Origin of the sequence: Paenibacillus sp. RU5M, assembly GCF_900221055.1 — a bacterium.
Lineage (GTDB): Bacteria > Bacillota > Bacilli > Paenibacillales > Paenibacillaceae > Paenibacillus > Paenibacillus marchantiae.
Window position 1 is genome coordinate 198,762 of sequence record NZ_OBQM01000007.1, and the last position, 21,218, is coordinate 219,979.

The 21,218-nt window shown below is 48.0% G+C and carries 21 protein-coding genes; 4 read left to right on the plus strand and 17 right to left on the minus strand.

What is annotated here, in order from left to right:
- The first annotated feature begins 119 nt into the window (after positions 1-119).
- The gene (locus CRO25_RS20580) at positions 120-977 is read left to right on the plus strand and encodes an SDR family oxidoreductase (RefSeq protein WP_079696235.1); all 858 of its coding nucleotides are present in this window, start codon (positions 120-122) and stop codon (positions 975-977) included.
- A gap of 193 nt (positions 978-1,170) precedes the next feature.
- Here the strand turns inward: CRO25_RS20580 and CRO25_RS20585 are convergent, their stop codons facing one another.
- From CRO25_RS20585 to CRO25_RS20650, 14 genes are all read right to left on the minus strand, one after another.
- Positions 1,171-1,707 carry an RNA 2'-phosphotransferase gene (locus CRO25_RS20585; protein WP_079696236.1) on the minus strand — a complete coding sequence of 179 codons (537 nt, stop codon included), beginning with the start codon at positions 1,705-1,707 and terminating at the stop codon, positions 1,171-1,173.
- Positions 1,708-1,791: 84 nt separating this feature from the next.
- A complete protein-coding gene (imm48, locus tag CRO25_RS20590) occupies positions 1,792-2,235 on the minus strand; it encodes an Imm48 family immunity protein (RefSeq protein ID WP_079696237.1) in 444 nt (147 codons plus the stop codon).
- Positions 2,236-2,480: 245 nt separating this feature from the next.
- Positions 2,481-4,073, minus strand: coding sequence for an FAD-dependent oxidoreductase (locus CRO25_RS20595; protein ID WP_079696238.1), 1,593 nt, complete (start codon positions 4,071-4,073; stop codon positions 2,481-2,483).
- Complete coding sequence (locus tag CRO25_RS20600) at positions 4,063-5,016, minus strand: ROK family protein (protein WP_079696239.1); 954 nt, start codon at positions 5,014-5,016, stop codon at positions 4,063-4,065. Before CRO25_RS20600 ends, CRO25_RS20595 begins: the two co-directional genes overlap by 11 nt.
- 28 nt (positions 5,017-5,044) lie before the next feature.
- Complete coding sequence (locus CRO25_RS20605; protein WP_079696240.1) at positions 5,045-5,872, minus strand: MurR/RpiR family transcriptional regulator; 828 nt, start codon at positions 5,870-5,872, stop codon at positions 5,045-5,047.
- Positions 5,859-6,554 (minus strand): N-acetylmannosamine-6-phosphate 2-epimerase, encoded by a 696-nt coding sequence (locus CRO25_RS20610; RefSeq protein ID WP_072734783.1) that lies wholly within the window; start codon positions 6,552-6,554, stop codon positions 5,859-5,861. The genes CRO25_RS20605 and CRO25_RS20610 overlap by 14 nt, the downstream gene beginning before the upstream one ends.
- 17 nt (positions 6,555-6,571) lie before the next feature.
- The gene (locus CRO25_RS20615; RefSeq protein ID WP_079696241.1) at positions 6,572-8,137 is read right to left on the minus strand and encodes a DUF4127 family protein; all 1,566 of its coding nucleotides are present in this window, start codon (positions 8,135-8,137) and stop codon (positions 6,572-6,574) included.
- A 25-nt stretch (positions 8,138-8,162) separates the two neighbouring features.
- A complete protein-coding gene (locus CRO25_RS20620) occupies positions 8,163-8,981 on the minus strand; it encodes a carbohydrate ABC transporter permease (protein ID WP_063567955.1) in 819 nt (272 codons plus the stop codon).
- 26 nt (positions 8,982-9,007) lie between these two features.
- A complete protein-coding gene (locus tag CRO25_RS20625; protein ID WP_063567945.1) occupies positions 9,008-9,889 on the minus strand; it encodes a carbohydrate ABC transporter permease in 882 nt (293 codons plus the stop codon).
- 69 nt (positions 9,890-9,958) lie between these two features.
- Entirely contained in the window at positions 9,959-11,272 is a 1,314-nt protein-coding gene (locus CRO25_RS20630) for an ABC transporter substrate-binding protein (protein ID WP_231952430.1), read from the minus strand.
- A gap of 252 nt (positions 11,273-11,524) precedes the next feature.
- Complete coding sequence (locus CRO25_RS20635; RefSeq protein ID WP_079696242.1) at positions 11,525-12,514, minus strand: serine/threonine-protein kinase; 990 nt, start codon at positions 12,512-12,514, stop codon at positions 11,525-11,527.
- 155 nt (positions 12,515-12,669) lie between these two features.
- The gene (locus CRO25_RS20640) at positions 12,670-13,539 is read right to left on the minus strand and encodes an alpha/beta fold hydrolase (RefSeq protein ID WP_079696243.1); all 870 of its coding nucleotides are present in this window, start codon (positions 13,537-13,539) and stop codon (positions 12,670-12,672) included.
- 195 nt (positions 13,540-13,734) lie between these two features.
- Positions 13,735-14,397: a ribonuclease H gene (gene rnhA / locus CRO25_RS20645; protein ID WP_063567948.1), complete on the minus strand. Its 663-nt coding sequence runs from the start codon at positions 14,395-14,397 to the stop codon at positions 13,735-13,737.
- Positions 14,398-14,478: 81 nt separating this feature from the next.
- Positions 14,479-14,970, minus strand: a complete 492-nt coding sequence (locus CRO25_RS20650) for a HEAT repeat domain-containing protein (RefSeq protein ID WP_143806566.1) — start codon at positions 14,968-14,970, stop codon at positions 14,479-14,481.
- A gap of 226 nt (positions 14,971-15,196) precedes the next feature.
- Between CRO25_RS20650 and CRO25_RS20655 the strand changes: the two genes are divergently transcribed.
- Positions 15,197-15,763, plus strand: coding sequence for a DUF421 domain-containing protein (locus CRO25_RS20655; protein ID WP_079696245.1), 567 nt, complete (start codon positions 15,197-15,199; stop codon positions 15,761-15,763).
- Between the two features lie 120 nt (positions 15,764-15,883).
- On the opposite strand, the gene ssuD is transcribed toward CRO25_RS20655, so the two are convergent.
- A complete protein-coding gene (gene ssuD, locus CRO25_RS20660) occupies positions 15,884-17,044 on the minus strand; it encodes an FMNH2-dependent alkanesulfonate monooxygenase (protein ID WP_079696246.1) in 1,161 nt (386 codons plus the stop codon).
- 230 nt (positions 17,045-17,274) lie between these two features.
- On the opposite strand from ssuD, the gene CRO25_RS20665 reads away from it, so the two are divergent.
- Positions 17,275-17,877, plus strand: a complete 603-nt coding sequence (locus tag CRO25_RS20665; protein WP_097115803.1) for a TetR/AcrR family transcriptional regulator — start codon at positions 17,275-17,277, stop codon at positions 17,875-17,877.
- Between the two features lie 223 nt (positions 17,878-18,100).
- On the opposite strand, the gene CRO25_RS20670 is transcribed toward CRO25_RS20665, so the two are convergent.
- Positions 18,101-18,868, minus strand: a complete 768-nt coding sequence (locus CRO25_RS20670) for an ABC transporter ATP-binding protein (RefSeq protein WP_079696247.1) — start codon at positions 18,866-18,868, stop codon at positions 18,101-18,103.
- 2 nt (positions 18,869-18,870) lie between these two features.
- Positions 18,871-19,947 carry an iron ABC transporter permease gene (locus CRO25_RS20675; protein ID WP_218670787.1) on the minus strand — a complete coding sequence of 359 codons (1,077 nt, stop codon included), beginning with the start codon at positions 19,945-19,947 and terminating at the stop codon, positions 18,871-18,873.
- 230 nt (positions 19,948-20,177) lie between these two features.
- Between CRO25_RS20675 and CRO25_RS20680 the strand changes: the two genes are divergently transcribed.
- Positions 20,178-21,176, plus strand: a complete 999-nt coding sequence (locus CRO25_RS20680; protein WP_256863710.1) for an ABC transporter substrate-binding protein — start codon at positions 20,178-20,180, stop codon at positions 21,174-21,176.
- Positions 21,177-21,218 lie beyond the last annotated feature (42 nt).

A 21,218-nucleotide genomic window follows, 5' to 3' on the forward strand; every position in this document is an offset into this window, starting at 1 on the left:
TTTTTTTAAACCTTTCGTTGTAATCACACCTGTTATAACACATACGATTACATCTATTCATGTCGTTGACATTCCACTTTTGTGTCGACACAAAACATACCTTATAGGAGGAAAATACAATGAAAATTTTAGTTACTGGCGCAACAGGTCATTTGGGTTCACTGGTCGTAGAGGCTTTGTTAAAAACGGTATCTGCTGGGGATTTGGCTGTAAGTGTACGCAACCCGGAGAAAGCGGAAGCATTGCGCGCTCAAGGTGTGGACGTTCGTCAAGGTGATTTCGATCAACCGGAAACGCTGGAAAAAGCATTTGCAGGCGTAGATCGGCTGCTGCTGATCTCCACAGACGGGGACAATGAAACGCGTATTCGCCAACATCAATCTGCTGTAGACGCCGCCAAAAAGGCAGGCGTTGGATTCATCGCTTATACCAGCGTTGTGAATGCGGAGAAAAACACCCTTTCACTGGCTGAAGTACATCGTGCCACAGAACAGGCTATCCGTGAATCTGGCATTCCTTATTCCTTCCTGCGCAACAACTGGTACCTCGAAAATGAAGCAGGCAGCGTTCAAGCAGCTTCACAGGGCGCACCTTGGGTGCATGCAACTAACGCCAGCCAAGTGGGCTGGGCTACTCGCAGTGATTATGCGCATGCTGCTGCTGCAGTACTGACAGGTGAGGGACATGAGAATTCAGTATATGAGTTGTCTGGTAAACTTCTTACTCAAGCTGAGCTCGCCGCTATTGTTGGGGAAGTGCTTGGACAGGACATCAATGTGCAAAACGTAGACGATGCTGCTTACGCTGACATAATGAAAGGTGCAGGCCTGCCTGACTTTGTAGTCTCCATGCTCGTTGATATGCAAAGTGCTATCCGTGAAGGTGCACTGGCTGTAGAGAGTGATACATTGGAAAAATTGCTTGGCCGTCCGGCTCAACCATTGAGTAAGGGTGTTAAAGCGATTTTGGGCAAGTAATTTTAAATAGAAGAGAAGAGAAGAGAATGGAAATCAAAAAGGGACACACCAACGAATGTTGGATGTGTCCCTTTTTGTGTAACAGCGATCTATAAAAAGATATAGCAGTTGAACGTACTATTTATACTAAACTAGTTCAATTGTGATATAAATTCAATATAGATATCGATAATCCCCATCACCGTTACATCGATTATTGCTCGATATATCGTGCCGGAATGTGATCGGCCAGCCAAATATTTTCGTTTCCATGATAGAAAAGAATTCCGTCCTTGAACGCTTGAGCCGCGTTAATTTTCAGTATTACCGCCTGGTCATCACGTCTTCGTCCCACCTGTTTGGCGGTATCCATATCTGCGGACAGATGAACATACTGCCTTTGCCGAGGCTGCAAACCTTGTTCCATAATGGAAGCAACCGACCGCATTGGCGTGCCATGATAGAGTATCTCCGGTGGATCGGCAGGTGTTTTGGATATCTTTTGCGGAGTCGAATGACCATATAATGCGCGGATGCGGCCAGAATTGATCTCATGTCTCTTTTTCTCCGAGGCTTGAATCATCTGCTCCAGATCCGCTTCCGTGACGTCCTTCCACTGTGGACTCTCATGTAAAGCCACCAGCAATTGCGGAATCTCCACCCATCCCTCTTCGTCCAGCTCCAGCTCATACTCCCATGGGGCGTGACGCAAGGCGTAGGAAAGTTCCTTGTTTAATTTCATCAGATCCATTGCGATCATCTCCCAATTAAGTTAACAATTCATTAGACAAATACTGTCTGTACCACTACATGAAAGGGTGAACGCTCTGCTTCTTCAGGTTCTCTCCGGTTGTACTGCCGCCAAAATCTCCTGAATGTTGCGGGCGAGTCCCTCATCATCTTCCTGATTAAACTGGCGGTGTCCATCGATGCCACGATGAATAATCGTGTTCATCACCGGATGAACTTCCCGATCGGAAGCCACCCGGATCAGATCATCGGCAAAATCTACAGCCTGCTGCTCACTATAGTTAAAAGGTTTAATCAGCATACGGATGCTCAGTGCATGAGCCTGTGGCTCCGCCAGCTGATCCCGATGGGTTATGCCATATACAGCGCCAAACCCAAAAGCAGCAATCACCTGACGCTCCAGCTCTGTTGTCTGTTCCAAAGGCGTACCGATCAGTTCACATATTTTGTCCACCATCTGCTCCAACTCTGAAGCCGCCGCAGCCAAAATTACGTCATTAATATCGTCAGCATTGATAAATTCAGTCATATTGTATTTCTCCATTTCTGCTCCGTATTTGATCCATTCTCTCAAACTTTATGAGAACATTGTATCGGAGATAGGGTCGCGAGTTCAAATGAAATGATTAATTACCTCCGCTTCAGGAAGAACAAGCAAAATAAAATATTCGATTTATGCCTATAACATAAGAAATAGTATAGGCGTTATCCGAAGCAGATGCCCGAATAACGCCTTGCATAAATTGGTTTCATATAGTTCTCTTAAAAGTCTATCTAACACTCCCCTGCCAGCTCCGCATCTGTCCAATGAAGCTGAACACCCTGCCGAACCAGCTGTGCCTGATAGGCATGAAGATGCTCCGTCGAAGCCCTCACCTGTGCTGGTTCAACTTGCTGTGCAATGGCATAAGCGGCAAGGGTGCCAGCAGCCTCGCCAATATTCCATTCGGTGGGATGCAGACGGTAACAACCGTTCGCAATCTGGGTCATGGAGATATTTTTGCAAGCTGGGAGCAAGTTCTTGACTCGTACCGGGATGAGTGCACCCAGCGGAATCTCATAGGGATGGTTCGGTATATAAAAAGTCCGCTGGCTCACGGTTGTCGGATGGAGATCCAGATGATAACTGCCGACACCCACACTATCCTCGTAACGTTTGGCTCCCTCTGCTCCGCGCAACTCCTTGCTCACATCCTGCTCGGTAATGGTATATACGCCTCGGATTCGCCGTGATTCCCGAATATACGGTGCTTTCGCGAGACCGTCTTCCGTACCGAGCACATCTCCACGCAGCCTTACGCCCGGATAACCCTTTCCGCCGTCCAGGCGGGGAGCTGCTGTCTGAAGCCAGTAAACTAAGGAAAGAGTTAGTTGCCTCGCCGCTTCCAGATGCCGCTCGCGTTCCTCCGGCGATACGCCAATGATCGGCCCGGCGTAATAATCGTTCAGTGCCCAGTTGAGCAGCGTGACTTCACCATCATTCAGTGACTCTGTCCATATAGCCGGGTCAACGATCCGCCGATAATCCCACAGGGAGGTTATGCCCTGATCATTAGGGAACATCGTGAACTCTTTCAGCTTGGAGGTATCATTGGCATCCGAAGCGTACCAGCTCAGGATCGGATACAGTGAGAACGAGGGAACATACTGACGCCAGTAATCATAATCCCTCGGACGAGGGATCGTGAAGTCTCCTCCCGGCACATAATCCACTGCCGCCACATGGGTAATCGACTGCATGTCTAGCGGGTTCGCTTCATCCAGGGCATGTGGCTCACCCGTATCCCGCCGAGATTCCGCTCCACTTACATACTCTACTCCCGCAAGGGGAAGCAGATCACCGCATTCTGTAGCATCCAGATAATAGGCACCCTGGAGCTTAATTAATCCCCCATTTCGCTCTTCACACACAGTCACGCCAGTCACCCGGTCACCTTCTGTGTCTACCTGAACTGGCACGGTATGATAGAGCACCTCGATCCGACCGGTGTTCACGTAAGGCGCAAGCATCTCATGCAAAACAGCAAGCGCGACCTTCGGCTCATGCGCCAAGCGGCTCACCCAGCCATTGCCGGGGTTAAGAACAGGATCGCTCTTGGCGACATCCGTAAGCGGGTAGTTCCGTCTGTAGTAATCTCTGACTCGGCTGCGGAACTCACGATACGATGCTGTACTGCCAGATTGTTCAATCCAGCGGTGCTCATCTGGCGGTACTGCCTGTGAGGTCAATTGACCGCCAAGCCAGTCCGTCTCTTCCGTCAAAAGTACCCGTTGCCCTGCCTTGGCTGCAGCCAGCGCAGCTGCAGTCCCGCCAAGACCACCGCCAATAATGACGATATCACTGTGTTTCTCCTGTTCAATCCCCATGCTTTGTCTCCTCCCTGTCACTGCCTTCAGACCAGCCAACGCCGTCCTTACGTAGGCGTTCCAAGGCCAGCTGCGCCGCCCCGATACAGCCTGCCCAGTTACCGAGTTCAGCCACTGCAACCCGGTCTGCCAACCCGACACTGGATAACTTAGCGGTAAGCATCGGCCACCATATAGCCTGATCATGGGTCACACCGCCACCAAGAATAATCAATTCCGGATCTATCGAGGCAGATATATTCGCAATAACAGAGGCTAAATCAGATATGTAACGCTCTAGAATGTACAACGCTATTGCTTCTCCCTGTCTTGCAGCGGTCATAATCTCTCGGCCGTGAGTATACGTGTTGCCCTTCTGTTCCCGCGCCAGCCGCATCAGTGCACTACCGGAAATGTATTGCTCCACGCAGCCGCGTTTGCCACAATTACAAGGCCGACCGTCAGGCACCAGCACACAGTGCCCCCAGTCCCCACCGCGCCAGTCTACTCCCCGTAACATCCTGCCAAATGCCATATTGGCCCCACCGACCCCAGTTCCGAGTGTCAGCATAACCAGGTTCTGCTTACCGCGGCCGGTACCAAGCCACGCCTCGCCGAGCAGTGCAGCATTGGCGTCGTTATCGGCAGTTGAAGGCAGGCCAAATTCCGCAGTTGCCCACTGTGTCAGTGGCATTCCCTGCCAGCCAGGTAAATTATTCGTTGCGTGGATAACTTCACCCGTTTCCACATTCACCCTTCCTGCCGAGGCAATACCCAGTGCCTTCACTTCTTCACAGCTAGACAACAGTTCACATACTAACCCGCGCAGCTGGCCAAGTATGGCCTTCCGGCCCAACCGGGCCTCGGTTGCACATGTAGCCTCCACCAGAACGACTCCGGCTTCATTGACTACAAGCCCTTTAATGCCTGTGCCACCTACATCCACGCCAATGACCTGTGGCATCTGCTTTCCTCCTATTCACACAAGCCCTTCAATAAATACGGTCGATAACTGCCCTGGCCGTTAATTCCTTCATCTTTTTGGTCTCTTCGCCATGCTCGCGCTCCAGCCCCTGGCAGAGCAAGTCGATAATAAACAGCTGAGAGATTTTAGCTCCTACAGAACCGCCTTCAAGGGGAGACTCCTTCCCCGCGGTCAAGAGCAAGATATCCGCAATAGAAGCAATGGGGGATTTGGCATAGTTCGTCATGGCAATCACCTTAGCCCCGTTTTGTTTGGCCTTCATCAGCATATCGTTGGTATCCAGCGTACTGCCGGACACGCTGATGCCAAAAGCCACGTCACCTTCTCCCATCGTTACCGCCATCATGGACTGAATATGGCTGTCGGAATTTGCTTCCGTACGTCGGCCGATGCGCAGAAAACGGTTCTTGGCATCCATAGCCGTAATGCCTGACGAGCCCACGCCGAAGAATTGCACATGTCGTGCGCTGTCCAGACACTTTACTGCCTGCTCCAACTGGCTACGATCCAGCATACCCAAGCTGGATTGCAGCACACCCACCATCGCGGTATATAAATGGTCGGCGTAATCGTCCTCTCCCTGCTCGCCGTCTGGCTGGTTCTGCCGTTTCGGCAGCCCTTGGGCCAGCATCAGCTTGAAATCCTGATAGCCTTTAAACCCGATTTTACGGCAGAATCTCATCACCGTGGTCTCTCCGGTACCAGCAAAATCAGCCAGCTCAGTCACAGACAAATAGATGATATTATCCGGATTGTCCCGTACGCACCTGGCCACCTTCTGCTCCGACTTGGTCATGGAAGGATAATACGTATTAATTCGGTCATTCATCTCCATTACTCTTCATCCTCGCTTTTTTGGTCACTGCTGCGAACTGTCGGGTAATTAGCTGTGGCCGAGTTATTGCGGAGCCCACCACAACAGCGTATGCCCCCAGATCAAGCGCCTCTTCTACCTGAGAGGGTATACTAATCCGCCCTTCGGCAATGACCGGAATCTTCAACCGCTGTGCGCACATCCCTAGCAGCTCCAAATTTGGCCCTTCCTGCTGCCGGGAATACGGTGTATAACCCGATAGGGTAGTCGAAACACAGCTGACTCCAAGTGACTCAGCGTATAAAGCTTCCTCCAGAATGGAGATGTCTGCCATGGAAACCACCCCATTTGCGTTCAGATAGGCGGTGATTTGCTCCAATGTATGATTTTCCGGCCTGCTCTGGCGGGTCGCATCAAATGCAATGATATCCGCTCCGGCCTCCAGCAACTCGTCAATTTCTCTGAGGGTTGGGGTGATATATACAGCAGAATCCGGGTAGTTGCGCTTTACGATGCCAATAACCGGCAAAGATACGGTCTGCTTGATCGCACGTACATCTGCTGCACCATTCGCCCGAATACCCGCGGCCCCTCCTTCCTCCGCAGCCGCCGCCATACGAGCCATCATCTCTGCGCCATGCAGCGGTTCGTCAGCCAGCGCCTGGCAGGAAACAATCAGTCCCAAATGCAGTTTCTCCAACACTACCTTTGTCAGGGTTCTCACCCTCTCTCTAATATTCTGCTTTCCTTACCCGGGTTGGATGGTACGAATCGTACAGACAGGCCCACTTCGAACATCCGGTTCCATGGCATATAACAATCGGTAATCTGGATACTCCCTGCTGCAGTATCGATCCGCACAGCAAGCTCTTGACGCAACCTTTCCTCTACTCGGGCGGCAACAAGGCCACGTGACCCATCCAGCAAGTACTTGCCATAGCCCATCTCCTGCACCGGGCCATTGCTAAGTTCTCCCCGAACGACTGAACAATAGCAGACATCCTCAGCATAGCGGAGAGCGAGGAAATCAAGATGCGATTGTGTACGACCATAGAGCAGGTAGATCATGGCCTGCGAAATGACGGTTCCCAGCGAGTTGGAGCTGGTATTCCAGGCGGCATATCCAGCCAGATCAAATAACATGTCTTTTTGCCGCAGCATCTTGACCAGCTTCTGATCCCCACCATTGGCATATCCCACATCCGCTACAGCCACCGGCTTGTTCTTGCTCCTGAGCAGAAAGTGTCCATATTCCACCAGTTCCATCAGGTTTCGGTATACATCGTAGCTGTAAAAAGAATGCTGCTGCGACACCGCTTCCGCCATCGTCTCTCCGGGTGTGCTAATCAACAGCACCAGATCTGCTTCAGTCGCACTGGATGCAATCAACCCACCTGCAGCCAAAATCTGATATTTGAGCGTCTCATAGAAAAATCGATCCTCGAAGAGCGGGGTAACAAACGCCCCCTGAACAGATGATAATCGTGGGTACACCAGCGGCATCCGGCCGCGAGCCTTGTTCATCATTCTGGAGAGCAGTACGCAACCAACTTCGTCCGCACCAGGATACATGTAGACTTTAAGTTCCAGATCAAGGGCGGTAATCCGGGATCGCACTTTCTCCTGATCCTTGGCTGTATGTCCATAAGGCGCCGAATCATCCTGCGGCACAATCATGAAGTCGATAATTCCTTCCTGCACCAGAGCCAGCACTTGCTTGTTAGCTTCAATATTTACGGCCCTGCGTCCCAGGTAATCTTCCAGCACTTCCATTGGTAGACGGTTATCGATATCGGCCAGCTCGCGGATCTCCTCATCCGTCGCAATCCCCAGCTCCATCCGATGGCTGATGAAACCTTTGCGAAAAATCTCTCTTCCCCAGTCGGCATAATAATCCGGCTCCTCATCGGACAGGGAATATTGCGGGCAGCGCATAATCAGTTGAAACGCATACAGGGTTAGCTGCGGGTACCGCTGCTTGATCCCCCGAAGGAGCTCCAGACGGGCCGTCAGTTCATCCGGCTCCAACTGATGTAGCCGGGAAGGAATAATCCCGCCGTAGAGCAACGTATCCAAGGCAACGATTGCTCCATCTGCCCTTGCACAGCTCTCCTCAAACCAGGTCCATAACTGTTCCACATCGCCCGGACGTTTTTTTAGGCCCATGATTTCAAGTGGGGGACGCTCAACTTTGAATTCCGTTCCCTGTGCCAACAAATAAGGAAACTCATAATTGCAAGGCCGTTCATCTAACGGAACAAAGGTTAGCTTATACTGCTTCGGCATGAATGCGATCACCCTTTCTGTGTTTTTATCCTTTAATCGCTCCGGCGATGCCTTCCATATAGTATTTTTGGGTGAAAAGGAACACGATGATAATCGGCAGTACCGAGATCATGGTGCCGGCGGCAATCCAGCCGAAGTTATACGAGAACTGACCGTTCAAATACGTCAGGGCCGCAGCCAGTGGATATTTCTGCGGATCATCCAGCACCACAATCGGCCACAGGAAATTGTTCCAGAATGCCATGACTTCAAGCAAGCCAATGACGGCAACCCCTGGTTTCACCAATGGCATGACAAGCTGCACGAAGATACGGAACTCGGAGGCTCCATCCATTTTGCCAGAATCCCGAATATCCGTCGGTATGCCCAGAAACGTTTGTCGCATCAGAAAAATGTTAAATACCGACACCGCGGCCGGAAGCACAACACCAAGAAACGTATTGCCCAAGTGAAAGGCCTGAATCGTTAAATAATGCACAATCATTGCCGTTGCGGAAGGGATAATCATGGTCGAGATTAGCAGCGTGAACACCAGATTACGTCCCCTGAACCGAAAGGTCGCGAGTGGATACGCCGTTAGGCAGGACAAGAAGATGTTAAACACTACCCCAAGGAGCGTAATCACCACCGTATTTATGATGTAGCGTGGAAAATCCATGAACTCCCACACCTGCACGTAGTTATCGAAAGCGATGAAGGTAGGGAGAATTGCTGGTGGATTTGCAAACACATTACGACCAGGCATCAGCGATACGCTGAGCAGCCACAGAAAAGGACCCATCATAAACAGGGCGAGCAAAATCAACAGTACATAAATGATCAAATGACGAAGGGCTTTTTTCATTTTTTTAGACGAAAGCGTATGCCGAATCAATAGGTATTCACCCCGCCTCTCCGGTTCAGCCGGAACACCAACACACTGAGCGCTGCTACCATCACACTGACGATCAGCCCAAGCGCCGAGGCATACCCGAAATTGAATTGCTCCAGCCCTTTTTGAAAAATATATACGCTGGAAGTCAGCGTGGACGTTCCCGGCCCGCCCTTGGTGAGAATATAGACCTCATCAAACACACGAACGGCACCCATCACCGAAATTACGGTGCAAAAAAGAATATGCGGCCGCAGCAGCGGAAGCGTCACATGAATAATCAGTCTCAGCGGTCCAGCTCCATCCACTCTGGCGGCTTCATACAGATCTGCCGGAATACTTTGAAGCCCAGCCAGATAGAGCATCATGTAATAGCCGAGACCCTTCCACATGGTGATGAACATCAGCACATACAGCGCAGTACTGCTCGTGGAAAGCCAGGAGACTTGCTCACTGAGAATGCCAACCTTCAGCAGCAGGTAATTGACTACGCCGTTATTGCCCAACAGCCAGCTCCAGATCAGCGCCACTGCGACCATGGAAGTTACAACCGGTATGTAGTAGGCTGCCCTGAACATTTTGACACCTGGAATTCGGCTGTTAACCAGAATGGCCATGAGGATCGAAATGATTTGAATCACCGGTACAACCAGCACATACACCAACGAATTCCACAGCGAAATCAGGAAATTATGATCTTGAAAGGCCCGGGTAAAGTTATCCAAACCAACGAAATGTGTCTCTGTAATGACAGAATAATCGGTTAATGAGAGGGGTATCCCGTAAATAATCGGCCAAAAGGTGAAAACCGCCAGAAACAACAATCCCGGTGCCATAAACGCCCATGCAGCAAAAGATTCGGATCGAATCGCCTTGTACACGGCTACGCCTCCCTCTCTTCTAGGATTGAGGGGGAGTACTCCCCCCTCATCAGACTGTACCGCTTAAGTTCAGGAATCTTGGTTAAGAATTTGGTTAACTTCCTTCTCCACTGCGTTCAAGGTTTCTTTAATATCTGCTCCGTTCATCAAAATTTCCTGCAAGCCCCGTGCCAATGCGGAGTTGATATCTCCTGCATTCGGTACGCCGACCATGTAATCAGTTGCTTTATCTAGACTTTGAGAGGAGGCTACCTTGGCTTCGGCTTCCAGCGATCCGTCGGATTGCGTAAAGAACGGATCTTCAATGGAGGCTTTGCTCGACGGCAGCGTGTTGGCTACCTTGGAGAAGGCAGTCTGGTTCTCTGCATTGGTAATAAAGGCGGCAAATTCCACCGCTTGCTCAGGGTTTTTGGATTTCTGTGGCACGACGAGATCCATGGAATTGGAGAGCCGCAGGTTCGCTTTGCCCGTTGGGAGCGTTACTGCAATCGTATTCTTGTAAACATCCGGTGCAGATTTCTTGATAAAGTTAATAAAGGTTGGACCCGACAATTGAAAAGCGACCTGCTCCCCGGAAAAATACTGGATCTGCTTGCTGAATTCCGCATCCTCCTTCAGCACCACGCCTTCGGCCATCAGATCACGCATTTGAGCGATCATCGCCTCTGCTTCCGGCGTATTGAAAGCGGCAGCCGTTTTGTCCTCATTTAGAATCGGGATGCCGTCGATTGGAAACAGCTTGGAAATAAGCTGCTGCGCATAACCGGCCACTCCTGTCTTTTCATGGACCTGACGGGCCCACTCCACGAGTTCCTCTCGGGTCTGCGGCGGATTTGCCGGATCAAGGCCTGCCTCCTTCACCAGCTTGGTATTCATGAACAGCACTTCGGTACCTGTGTACCAAGGAAGCGCGTAAGCTTTGCCATCCAAAACAGTAGAATTATAAATGCCTTCAAAGTAACTCTTCGCTTCCTCATCTGTTAGGTATTCATTCAGATTCAGCAGCGCTCCCTTACTTCCCAATTGACTGGCGAATTCAGTATTGAGGTTCACAACATCAGGGCTTTTGCCACTGGCCGTGCTGGTCAATAAACGCTGTGAAATGGCATCATATGGATAGTCCTTCCACTCGACTTTCACGCCAGGATGACTGCTCTCATACTTGGCAATCAATTCATTGAAGTAATCGTTGAACGTTGGCTGTAAAGCAATCGTCCAAAACTCTAGCGTCACCGGCTTTCCAGCTTCCGTACCCGTCTCCCCAGTGCTTCCCGGACTCGGCGTACCAGCCGTATTGTCATTTCCTCCGCAGGCGGCAAGCAGCATAGACATCATAACGACTAGCAGCAAAGATACTGTGAAGCCCTTTCTGTTGGTGGTCACACAACATTCCCCCTCAGTTTGGTATAAGACGGGAGCCGGCGCTTACGTCAGATTTCCTGGCTAATTACTCCATCTTTCCAATGGAGTATATGCAGACCCTGGAGTTAGAATGAAGTATTCTTCCAGAAATAAATTAAAAAAAGAAATAATTTTTCTTTTAGGCTAAAAAAACACAAAAACAAGCCAGTTCGATCCGTGAAAGGACCAAACTGGCTTGTTTGTTACGACTATATGTATAAGACAAGGCTGCAATCAAGCCGTCTCATGCTGTTTCTTCGGCTCTGCTTCGTAGACTTGGGTATGTTCATTTTCAGCCAAAACCCATTCTACCGTGCCAGGTTTGCGTATTTTCCACATCCAGGCCTGTACTTGAAGTGATCTCTTAACCCAAGCGAGGGACGCACAACGTTGCTCGGAACGAACCGATAATCCCCAGTGAATAACGCGTGCGAGCCACCGGTTCACATACTCATTATGAGAACGCACAGATGGCAATTCATCGCGGAACAATCGCTGTTTCACATCCATAGGAGGCTGCCCGCATGTCCAATAATGAAGCAACGCTGCCAGGCTATATATGTCTGACATCGGTCCCTGACTGGATTTCTCCGAGTAGAACTCAAGCGGCGAATACCCGGCCGATGTAAAGATCGCCTGTTTTTCCCCGGATTGTACAGGCCAACGAGCTGCTGAACCGAAGTCCAGTAGTTTGGGCGTACCGTCTTCCATCACCATAATATTGGATGGCTTCACATCACGATGAAGAATTCCCTGCTTATGAATATAGTCCAGTGTATCTACCAGCGGGAGCAATGTCTCGGTAATAAATGCCGCGTCCAGTGCATGATTTCGCTCAATCAGATATTCGGTTAAGGTTACCCCTGTACAATATTCCATAACAAGATACCCCGTGTCATTTTCTTCGAAATGATCCACATACGACACAATATGAGGATGATTCAACGTGGATAACAGCTCTCCTTCTACCAGAAATGCAGCAAGAAGTTCCTGATACTGACCACTGAAACCTCGTGAAGAACAGAACACTCCCCGTTTGTCAGCATGACGTGCTGCAAGCCTCTGGGGGAAAAACTCCTTGATTGCTACTTTTGCACCTGTATTCCGATCTCTTCCTGCATATACAATAGCCAGCTCACTGCTAGCCATGAGATGTCTTACCTGATATGTATCATTTAAAATTACATTGCGTTGCAATGCCATTTTGCAATTGTCCTTTTTCATAACAGACCCTCTTTTCAACCTTGTCGATCGGAAGACTTGCCGCATGTTGCATCATTCGGTCCAACCAGACAGGCGTTTCATCGCCAACCATATATATAAACCAAATGATGCAATTTGAATCACAATCATGCGGAAATATTAAAAAATTTCTATATTTAATAATTCTTCTGTAAAAATTGCTGAATTTCTTGGTTCATCTGCTTCAACACGTCTTGAGACGGGAAATGACCTGTGTCGTATTTGATTGCTTTGACATTCGGAATAATCTTCTGAGCTCTTTCAATGACCTTATCTGCCGGGAAAAAGACATCCTTTTCCCCCACCAGCAGCAGTGTTGGCGATGTATAATTCACCAATTCGTCCTGCTCCGTAAGCTTGGGCATATCCTGCTCCAGACTGACGTATTTGAAGATTTTCCCGATTATATTTTTATCTATTTCTTTCATACAACTGCATGACATGATATCCGCGATCTTTTGCAAAGAAGTTGGAGAAGAAGTCATTTTGTACGTTACAAGTGGCAACACGATATCCTGAGCCATCTTAATTTTGGATCCCACGGCCAGTCCAGCGGGTGCTACCAGAACAGAACATGCAATTCGGTCCGGAATGTAAGTTGCCAATCTTAGGACAATTCCGCCTCCAAAGGAAGGACCGATAAACGCACTTTTTTCGATCTTGTAGTGATCCAGCAAATCAGAAATCCACAAAGCCAAACTATCAAACCTTGCTGAAATTCGTGTTTCTTCACTGTAGCCTGGATGACCGATCGTATCCGGCGCGATAATCCGGTAATCTTTGAAAAGAGAAGAGAACCATGACAACGTCATCGGATTCACACAATTTCCGCCCTGGAGAATAAATAGCGGCTTACCGTCTTCTGGACCTGTTAATAAAACATGCGTTTGTCCAAAACGTGTCTCGACGTACTCTCGTGTAAAACCTTCGCCCAATTGCTCAACATACGCTTCGTATTCCTCAAGTATGCTGCTCTTGCCTTCTTCACTTCTATAAATGGAACTCATGTCTGCCTCCTGCAAAGTATACTCTTTCAAGATTTTATGGATTTTAAGGTCCATAAATATAAAAGAGCCCGCTGATGACAGGCTCCTTCATATGTGTAACTTATCATAATGAACTGATTATAGAATGGAAACTGGAAATTGTAAACATCGTTTCTCATAGAAAATTAATAATATAGAAATTGTAGAGAAATAGGGCTATTTTCGGCCGTAATCTGCCTTGATTTCGCCCCACTGCTTGGTCTGCCATTTTAGCACTTTATTGCTGTACGTATTCGTACGCAGCCACTGCTCTGCACGGTCAATCATCAGCCAGATCTCTTCGGTGGAAGCATCCCTTGCGAGTGTGGTGGACACCGCTTTTTGCTTCAACCATTTCATCGCATTGACGGAGTCCGTATAAACCGTCTTACTACTGCCCTCTTTTTTGAGATACGCCAAGGCATGTACGATGGCCAGAAATTCCCCAAGGTTGTTTGTACCTTTGGAGATTGGCCCAACGGAGAAAATAATCTCACCCGTGCGGGTATCTACGCCTTTATATTCCACCGGCCCTGGATTCCCACGCGTACCAACATCAACCGAGATGCTGTCATAGTCAATTTCTGCGGAGGTCTCCATGCCCGCACTTCTTCCGCTACTGCCAGACTTCGTCTTCGAAGAAGCGCCTGAACCACTGGCACCCGTACCCCAGTTTCCTTTCCATCCTGCACGATATGCCTCTTCGGCGGCAGCTTTCGATTCATACGATTTATATTTTGCTCCGGTAAAATGATCCGTTTGTGCTTTGCATTCCGCCCATGTGCTGTATACGCCAGGCTGCTTTCCTGCCCAGACGACATAGTATTTCTGCTTTGCCAATATGACCCGCTCCTTCGTTTGCTGCATTCAATTCCTTATTGTAAACGATAGGGAGGTGAGATTGAAAGAAGCGTGTTTATCTTATTCCTGCACTTGATACCTCCATTTCTTCAACATGTCTAATGCTACTTCCAGAAGCTTGCTTTGGTTATGTGAGATTTGCATTTCAATAATTGTTTGACACCTAAGGTTTTGTAAATCCGATAACTTATCCATCATTTGCTCCAGCAACATGAATGACTGCGCGCTCACTTCCAGACTGGAATCACCGATAAATGGAATAATGTTCTCAATATGTACTATGTAATTCAGGTTTTCAAGAGCGTATAGCAATGTGCCTCTGCTTCCTGATGTCTTGGAGTCTGTGATGACTTCAATTAACGGTTCGACTGCTCGATCATCTCCAATGTCAGATAAAGCGATAGCAATTGTGTTACGTAGTATGGCGTTGTCCGTAGATTTCAGGAGTTCAATCAAGAAAGCGAATTGAGTTATATCCTTTTTTTCACCAATATATGCTATTTGTTTAACAACGCCTTCCATATCTCCTTGGGAAAGATGCTTTTGAAACATGTTTGTATACATTGTACGTTGTATCACTCCTCATTTTGTTAGAAGAAAGCTCTCCATAATAATATCGGTCATTTCCTTATTTTAGGATGTAGTATAATGGTCCTTATCATGCCGGGACTATTTTCCTTATCCACATCTCTTGTCCTAAGCAATTGTATATTTCAACCAGATCAGGAACAGGCTAAGAAATACGACACATGATTTGCTACAGAAAGGAATACAACCAATGGACTGGATATGGAAATCCATCTTGCTTGTACTGATTGGCATGATTCTGCTGCGGATTGCTGGACGTAAATCCATATCGCAAATGAGTGTAGCCACAACGGTCATTATTATCTCAATCGGAACAACGATCGTGCAGCCAATTGCGAATCATGAGTTAGGTAAAGCGATCGGGTCAGCGGCGGTATTTATCCTCACACTTCTAATTGTTGAACAATTGCAATTGAAGTTTAATTGGTTTGAAAAACTGATGAGCGGAAAATCGAAGGTTGTTGTGGAAGATGGGAAGTTGAATCTGCCGAATTTGAAACGCATGCGCTTTTCCGTGGACCAATTGGAGATGCAGTTGCGGGAAAAAGGGATTACAAGCATTGCCGATCTGGAAACGGCTACGATGGAACCAAACGGGCAACTCGGTTACGTGCTCAAACGGCACGCACGTCCAGTAACCATAGGTGATTTGGAAGCACTCCTGAAGCAAGGTACGTGGCCCACGGAATCCAAGGAACTGTTCCAGGAGGTCATTCAGGATGGACACTCGCGTCCGATTGACTCCAAAATACAGTAAATAATTTGAATAAAATATAGAGATGGCTGGCCACAGGTGGCCCTTTCTAGCACATGTAAAAAGACACCCGAATGCCTTCAGGTGTCTTTTAGTTGCCTTAATCCGAAATCCGTTATGAAATTAGGATTTGGAGGTAACTTCCGTTTTGACCATGTGGTCCGGAATGTTATTATTGGCAATGATTTCTCCAAATGGTCCAATAAAGGAATGATCGCCGCTTTCTCCATGTTGCGAGTACTGAAGCTTTGGAAATAACAGCTCCGCGGTACGATAACATTCTTCCAGATGCGGATAACCGGATAAAATGAAGGTCTCGATCCCCAGTTCTTCATACTCTCTGATTCTGGCTGCGACCTGATCGGGATCACCGACAAGTGCGGTTCCGGCACCACCTCTAACCAAGCCGATGCCCGCCCACAGATTGGGGCTAATCTCTAGGTTGGAACGATCACCATTATGCAGCTTGGCCATTCTCTGCTGTCCTACGGAATCCATGCGAGCATAGATCTTCTGGGCAGCGGCTATCGTCTCCTCATCCAGGTGGGAGATCAGCTCATTTGCGGCCTTCCATGCTTCGTCTGCTGTCGGACGCACAATAACATGCATACGTATGCCAAAACGAATGCTTCTTCCTTTTTTTGCAGCCAGCTCCCGCATTTGATGAATTTTGGCTTCCACCTGACTTGGAGGCTCACCCCACGTTAAATACACATCGACATGGTCCGCTGCCACTTGCATTGCGGCTTCTGAAGAACCTCCAAAATAGAGTGGGGGATGTGGCTTTTGGATGGTCGGATACAGGACGGAGCCACCCTTAACCTTCAGATATTTGCCATCATAGTCAACCGCCTCTCCCTTCAATTCCTTGCGCCAGATGGTCAGAAATTCATCGGCTAACGAATAGCGCTCATCGTGGTCCAGGAACAGCCCTTCTCCTTCAAGCTCAATTGGATCTCCACCAGCCACCACATTGATCAGCAGCCTTCCTTTGGAGAAACGATCCAGGGTTGCGGCCATACGTGCAGCTGTGGTTGGCATCATCAGACCTGGACGCGCAGCGACAAGAAACTTAAGCCTTTCCGTGGAAGAAATCAGCGATGAAGCCACAATCCACGCATCTTCACACGACTTTCCAGTAGGTAACAAAACACCGGCATATCCAAGTTCATCCGCGGCTTGTGCCACCTGCTTGCAGTAGTGATAACTGACCGCCCGGGCTCCTTCTTTTGTTCCAAGATACCTGCCATCCCCGTGAGTGGGAATAAACCAAAACAGTTCCATAGGTATGTCCTCATTTCTATCTTTATATTTTATTTTTCCGATTGATTTGGTATGTTTTATTTATTATGATAGCTATTATCCGTTGGATATCAACGATCAATTAGGCAGAATCTGACGGTTAAGCAACGCATTTGACCGATATGTTGCGAAATGTCTTATTAATCTACATTCCCAAACCATTTGAAGGCTCAACAAAGTTGATCAATCCGTTGTTTTCGAGGTGATGAGAAGTGAATGAATCCCGTGGAGTGGATCGAAGAATTTTACGGACCCGTGTGATGATTTCCGAAGCTTTCCTGAAAATTCTGCCACAGAAATGCTTTACCGAAATTAGTGTCGTGGACATCGTCGAACAAGCGAATATCAATCGCTCTACCTTTTACGCCCACTTTCTAGACAAGGATGATTTATTGGATAGCATGGTGAATGAGAAGTTTCAACTGCTTGAGCAGTTACTAGCGGAACAGAATAACCATCTTGGGAACCTACCTTCATTTAATGAGCCAGATCCCATTTTTGCAGTATTGTTCGAGCATATATTGGAGCATGATGAATTCTATCGGGTGATGGTACTCATTAATCCTGCCGGGAATTTCAACAGTCGGTTGAATGAAGTGATTAGAGAGATGTTTTTGGATCGGATATCCCAATTAGGTATGGAGCAAAAAGAAGTGCCTCTCGATATTTTGCTGGATCACATCAGCTTCTCCACCATTGGAATTATTCACAAATGGCTTACTGACAATAAGGTAAATTCACCTCATCATATGGCTCTTCAACTAACCCGGATTGCCCTGTTAGGAACATATAAAGCGATGGGAGCATCGGTTTAGAGGGAATAGCCACATCTCCAAAAAGGTGATGCACGACATCTGAATACACGTGACATGTGACACTTGAGACTCTAGAACAAAAAGAACTGTCATTTAAGCATATATTCCGCTTAAAGACAGTTCTTCTTTTGCTACTTAGTCCATAATTGCCTGTGCAACCGGAGTTATAGTGGAAGAGATAATGAGAGAACATGTGTGAGTTTCTGTTAAGACAGTCCTTGTCTCACCGTGTACTCAAATAGGCAATACCCAAGCCACCGGTAACCGGATTTTCATAGATTTCACATTCCACGTCGAATACTTCACCAATCATTTCACGGGTCAAGATATCGGCGGGTTTGCCATGAACCACAATCTGTCCCTGCTTCACAACATAGAGGTAATCACAATACGCTGCAGCGAGTTCGAGATCATGAAGCGCAGCCAATATGCCGATATCCAGACTCCGCACAATGTTGAGGATCTGAAGCTGATATTTGATATCCAGATGATTGGTAGGCTCGTCCAATATCAGAAATTCGGGCTGCTGCGCCAGCACTCGGGCGAGGACCACACGCTGCTTCTCCCCGCCGGACAGGGACACGTAATTGCGGTCCGCATGTCCGGTCAGATGTACCTTTTCCAGCGCCTGTTCCACGATATCATAATCCCGTTCATTATCCGTCTCCAGCAGCCTCTTGTGAGGAGTGCGACCCATCATGACCATTTCACGCACAGTAAAATCAAAGCTCAATTCGTTAAACTGACCCACAACGCCCATATGCCGGGACACGACCTTGGGACTGGATTTCAAAATGTCCGTATCATCGAGAAATACTTTGCCTTGCTGTGGTTTGATCACTTTATAGATGCTCTTGAGCAGCGTTGATTTGCCACAACCGTTCGGGCCAATCAGGCCTACGAATTGCTTGCCATTTACCTGTAAAGAAATGTCCCGGATAATATCCATGTTCAGCACCGATATGGATACATTTTCTACATTCAGTTTCATGTTTATTTTCCTCCAAAACCGTAGCCTTTTTTGACTAACATATACATAAACATCGGCGCACCAATCATCGCTGTAATGATCCCGATCGGCAATTCAACGCTGGAAATCAGTGATCGTGCAATAACATCCGTCCAGATCAGGAAGATGGCACCGAATAGTACGGATACTGGCATGACTTTACGATGGTCAGATCCAACCAGCCCTCTCACAATATGCGGAATAATCAATCCAACAAAACCGATCATGCCGCAGCTTGCCACCATTACGCCAGTGACGAGAGCCGTTAATAACATATACAACCTGCGATATACACTGAGATTAATCCCTAGCGTAACCGCGGCTTCGTCACCCAGCAGCATCGTATTAAGGACCCGGGATTGCAACAGAAAGAACATAATGGCTACGAGCACAACGATGCTAATCAGCGGAAGCTTGTTCCATCCTGATGAGGCAAGACTGCCCATAGTCCAGAATGTTACTGTCTTGATGCCTTCGGCATTGTTGGCAAAATAAATGATAAAGTTCGAAAAGGCACTGCACAGTGCATTAATGACCATCCCGGCAAGCACCAGCTTGACTGATGTCATTTTCCCCCGAATACCTGCGAGAGCCAGGACCAGCAAGGATGCACCCATCGCTCCGGCAAATGCCCAGAAGGCCACCCCGGTCTGACCAAGCCAGCCAATCGCGCCGAATCCGATCAGAATGGCAAACGTAGCCCCGAGTGAAGCTCCTGAGGAGATCCCCAGTATATACGGGTCCGCAAGAGGATTCTGCACGGCAGCCTGCATAACTGCACCACATAAAGCTAACCCGGCACCGATAAACATGGCCATCAGTACACGCGGAAAGCGAATCTGCCAGATGATATCCGTAAAGGACCCCGCCTCAATCGGCGTAGAGCCGAATTGAAATCCGGTTAATTTGTACAACAGAATACGATAAGACTCGGCAAGAGGAATGCTCACCTGTCCAATGGATACAGCAATCCCAACCGAAACAACCATTACGATGATTAAAGCGGCAATCAATCCTGCAAAACCGGATTTGCTGTGAATCAGGGACTCCCTTTTTCCCATACGCTGCTTCTGAATTTGAGCCGTCTGTGCCATCTCTTCCCCCATCAATTCCACTTGAATTTGAATAATAAAAATTTAACTGTTTACAAAGCATTTTCTCGGATTATAATTGAGAATGATTATCTTTGTCAATTTAAAAACATAAAGAAAAAGGGCTCGTCGCTAGTGAAATTCAAATTCAGAACCATTTGGTTTGCTTCTTTAAGTCTCCTGTTGCTCTTGCTTGCAGCATGTTCCAATTCATCCTCTTCCACCACTACCACCCCCGCTGCGGAGGGAAGAAATTCATCGAAACAGCAACACAAGTAGAAAATACAAGCAAAACATCCTATCCTCTCACGATTGAGAATTTTAGCATCTCAGGTGAAGGTGGCGAGTGGAAACCGAAATCACAAACATTCGAGAAAGCCCCCGAGCGTGTCGTGGCCAATACCCAATCTGCAGCAGAGATGCTGATCAAGCTTGGGCTGACCGATAAAATAGTTGGAGTCGCCGCATTGTATGGCATGGTTACTCCTGATGTCGCGGATGATTTTGCGAAAATTCCTGTCTTGTCCAAAGATTATGTGGGCAAAGAGCTCATTGCAGGCGCAAGTCCGGATCTGGTACTGGGACGTGGAGATCTCTTCGCAGACGCAGACTGGGGTGTAGGTACAGTGGATGGCTTGAATGACATGAACATCCGCACCTTCCTGCAAACGACGAATCATCAAGGGACATTGGACAGCCTCTATAAGGATATTGCACAGTTGGGCCAAATCTTCGATGTACAGGACAACGCCGCAAAATTCACAGAAAGCCTGAAAGCTCGTGTTGAAGCCATCAAGTCAAGTGTAGCGGATCAATCTGAGCATAGTTTTGCCTATATCGTCCCTTCTACGGAAGACACGATTACTGTGAGCAGCATGCAAAATGATACGTATCAGTTGGATGCACTGAGCCTGTTGAAACTGAAAAATACGTTTGATGTCGTGCAAGGTGAAGTCAGTGTGGAACAGCTAATCACTGCAAACCCGGACTACCTGCTCTTATCCGCCTATGCCGGTTCTCCGGATATCGACAAGCTGATTCAGAATCTGTATGCCAACCCTGCACTGCAAAGCATGAATGCCATCAAAAAAAAACAAATTTACGTAACAGATTTCAGTCAGTTTTTGGGTTATGGATATCAAATTCTGGACGGCATTGAGAAGATGGAACAGGAAATAAAGGCAAATCCGATCAAGTAATTTGCAGGGCTTTGGCTTGTGATATTGTAATGTAATGAAATA

Bases quoted from the DNA above. Each gene is read 5' to 3' on its own strand.
- imm48 (WP_079696237.1), bottom strand. From the start codon at position 2,235: ATGACTGAATTTATCAATGCTGACGATATTAATGACGTAATTTTGGCT.
- CRO25_RS20675 (WP_218670787.1), bottom strand. From the start codon at position 19,947: ATGGGAAAAAGGGAGTCCCTGATTCACAGCAAATCCGGTTTTGCAGGA.
- CRO25_RS20615 (WP_079696241.1), bottom strand. From the start codon at position 8,137: ATGCCGAAGCAGTATAAGCTAACCTTTGTTCCGTTAGATGAACGGCCT.
- CRO25_RS20640 (WP_079696243.1), bottom strand. From the start codon at position 13,539: ATGAGTTCCATTTATAGAAGTGAAGAAGGCAAGAGCAGCATACTTGAG.
- ssuD (WP_079696246.1), bottom strand. From the start codon at position 17,044: ATGGAACTGTTTTGGTTTATTCCCACTCACGGGGATGGCAGGTATCTT.
- CRO25_RS20635 (WP_079696242.1), bottom strand. From the start codon at position 12,514: ATGAAAAAGGACAATTGCAAAATGGCATTGCAACGCAATGTAATTTTA.
- CRO25_RS20600 (WP_079696239.1), bottom strand. From the start codon at position 5,016: ATGCCACAGGTCATTGGCGTGGATGTAGGTGGCACAGGCATTAAAGGG.
- CRO25_RS20580 (WP_079696235.1), top strand. From the start codon at position 120: ATGAAAATTTTAGTTACTGGCGCAACAGGTCATTTGGGTTCACTGGTC.
- CRO25_RS20605 (WP_079696240.1), bottom strand. From the start codon at position 5,872: ATGGAGATGAATGACCGAATTAATACGTATTATCCTTCCATGACCAAG.
- CRO25_RS20585 (WP_079696236.1), bottom strand. From the start codon at position 1,707: ATGGATCTGATGAAATTAAACAAGGAACTTTCCTACGCCTTGCGTCAC.
- CRO25_RS20655 (WP_079696245.1), top strand. From the start codon at position 15,197: ATGGACTGGATATGGAAATCCATCTTGCTTGTACTGATTGGCATGATT.
- CRO25_RS20680 (WP_256863710.1), top strand. From the start codon at position 20,178: ATGTTCCAATTCATCCTCTTCCACCACTACCACCCCCGCTGCGGAGGG.
- CRO25_RS20620 (WP_063567955.1), bottom strand. From the start codon at position 8,981: ATGAAAAAAGCCCTTCGTCATTTGATCATTTATGTACTGTTGATTTTG.
- CRO25_RS20670 (WP_079696247.1), bottom strand. From the start codon at position 18,868: ATGAAACTGAATGTAGAAAATGTATCCATATCGGTGCTGAACATGGAT.
- CRO25_RS20595 (WP_079696238.1), bottom strand. From the start codon at position 4,073: ATGGGGATTGAACAGGAGAAACACAGTGATATCGTCATTATTGGCGGT.
- CRO25_RS20650 (WP_143806566.1), bottom strand. From the start codon at position 14,970: ATGTTTCAAAAGCATCTTTCCCAAGGAGATATGGAAGGCGTTGTTAAA.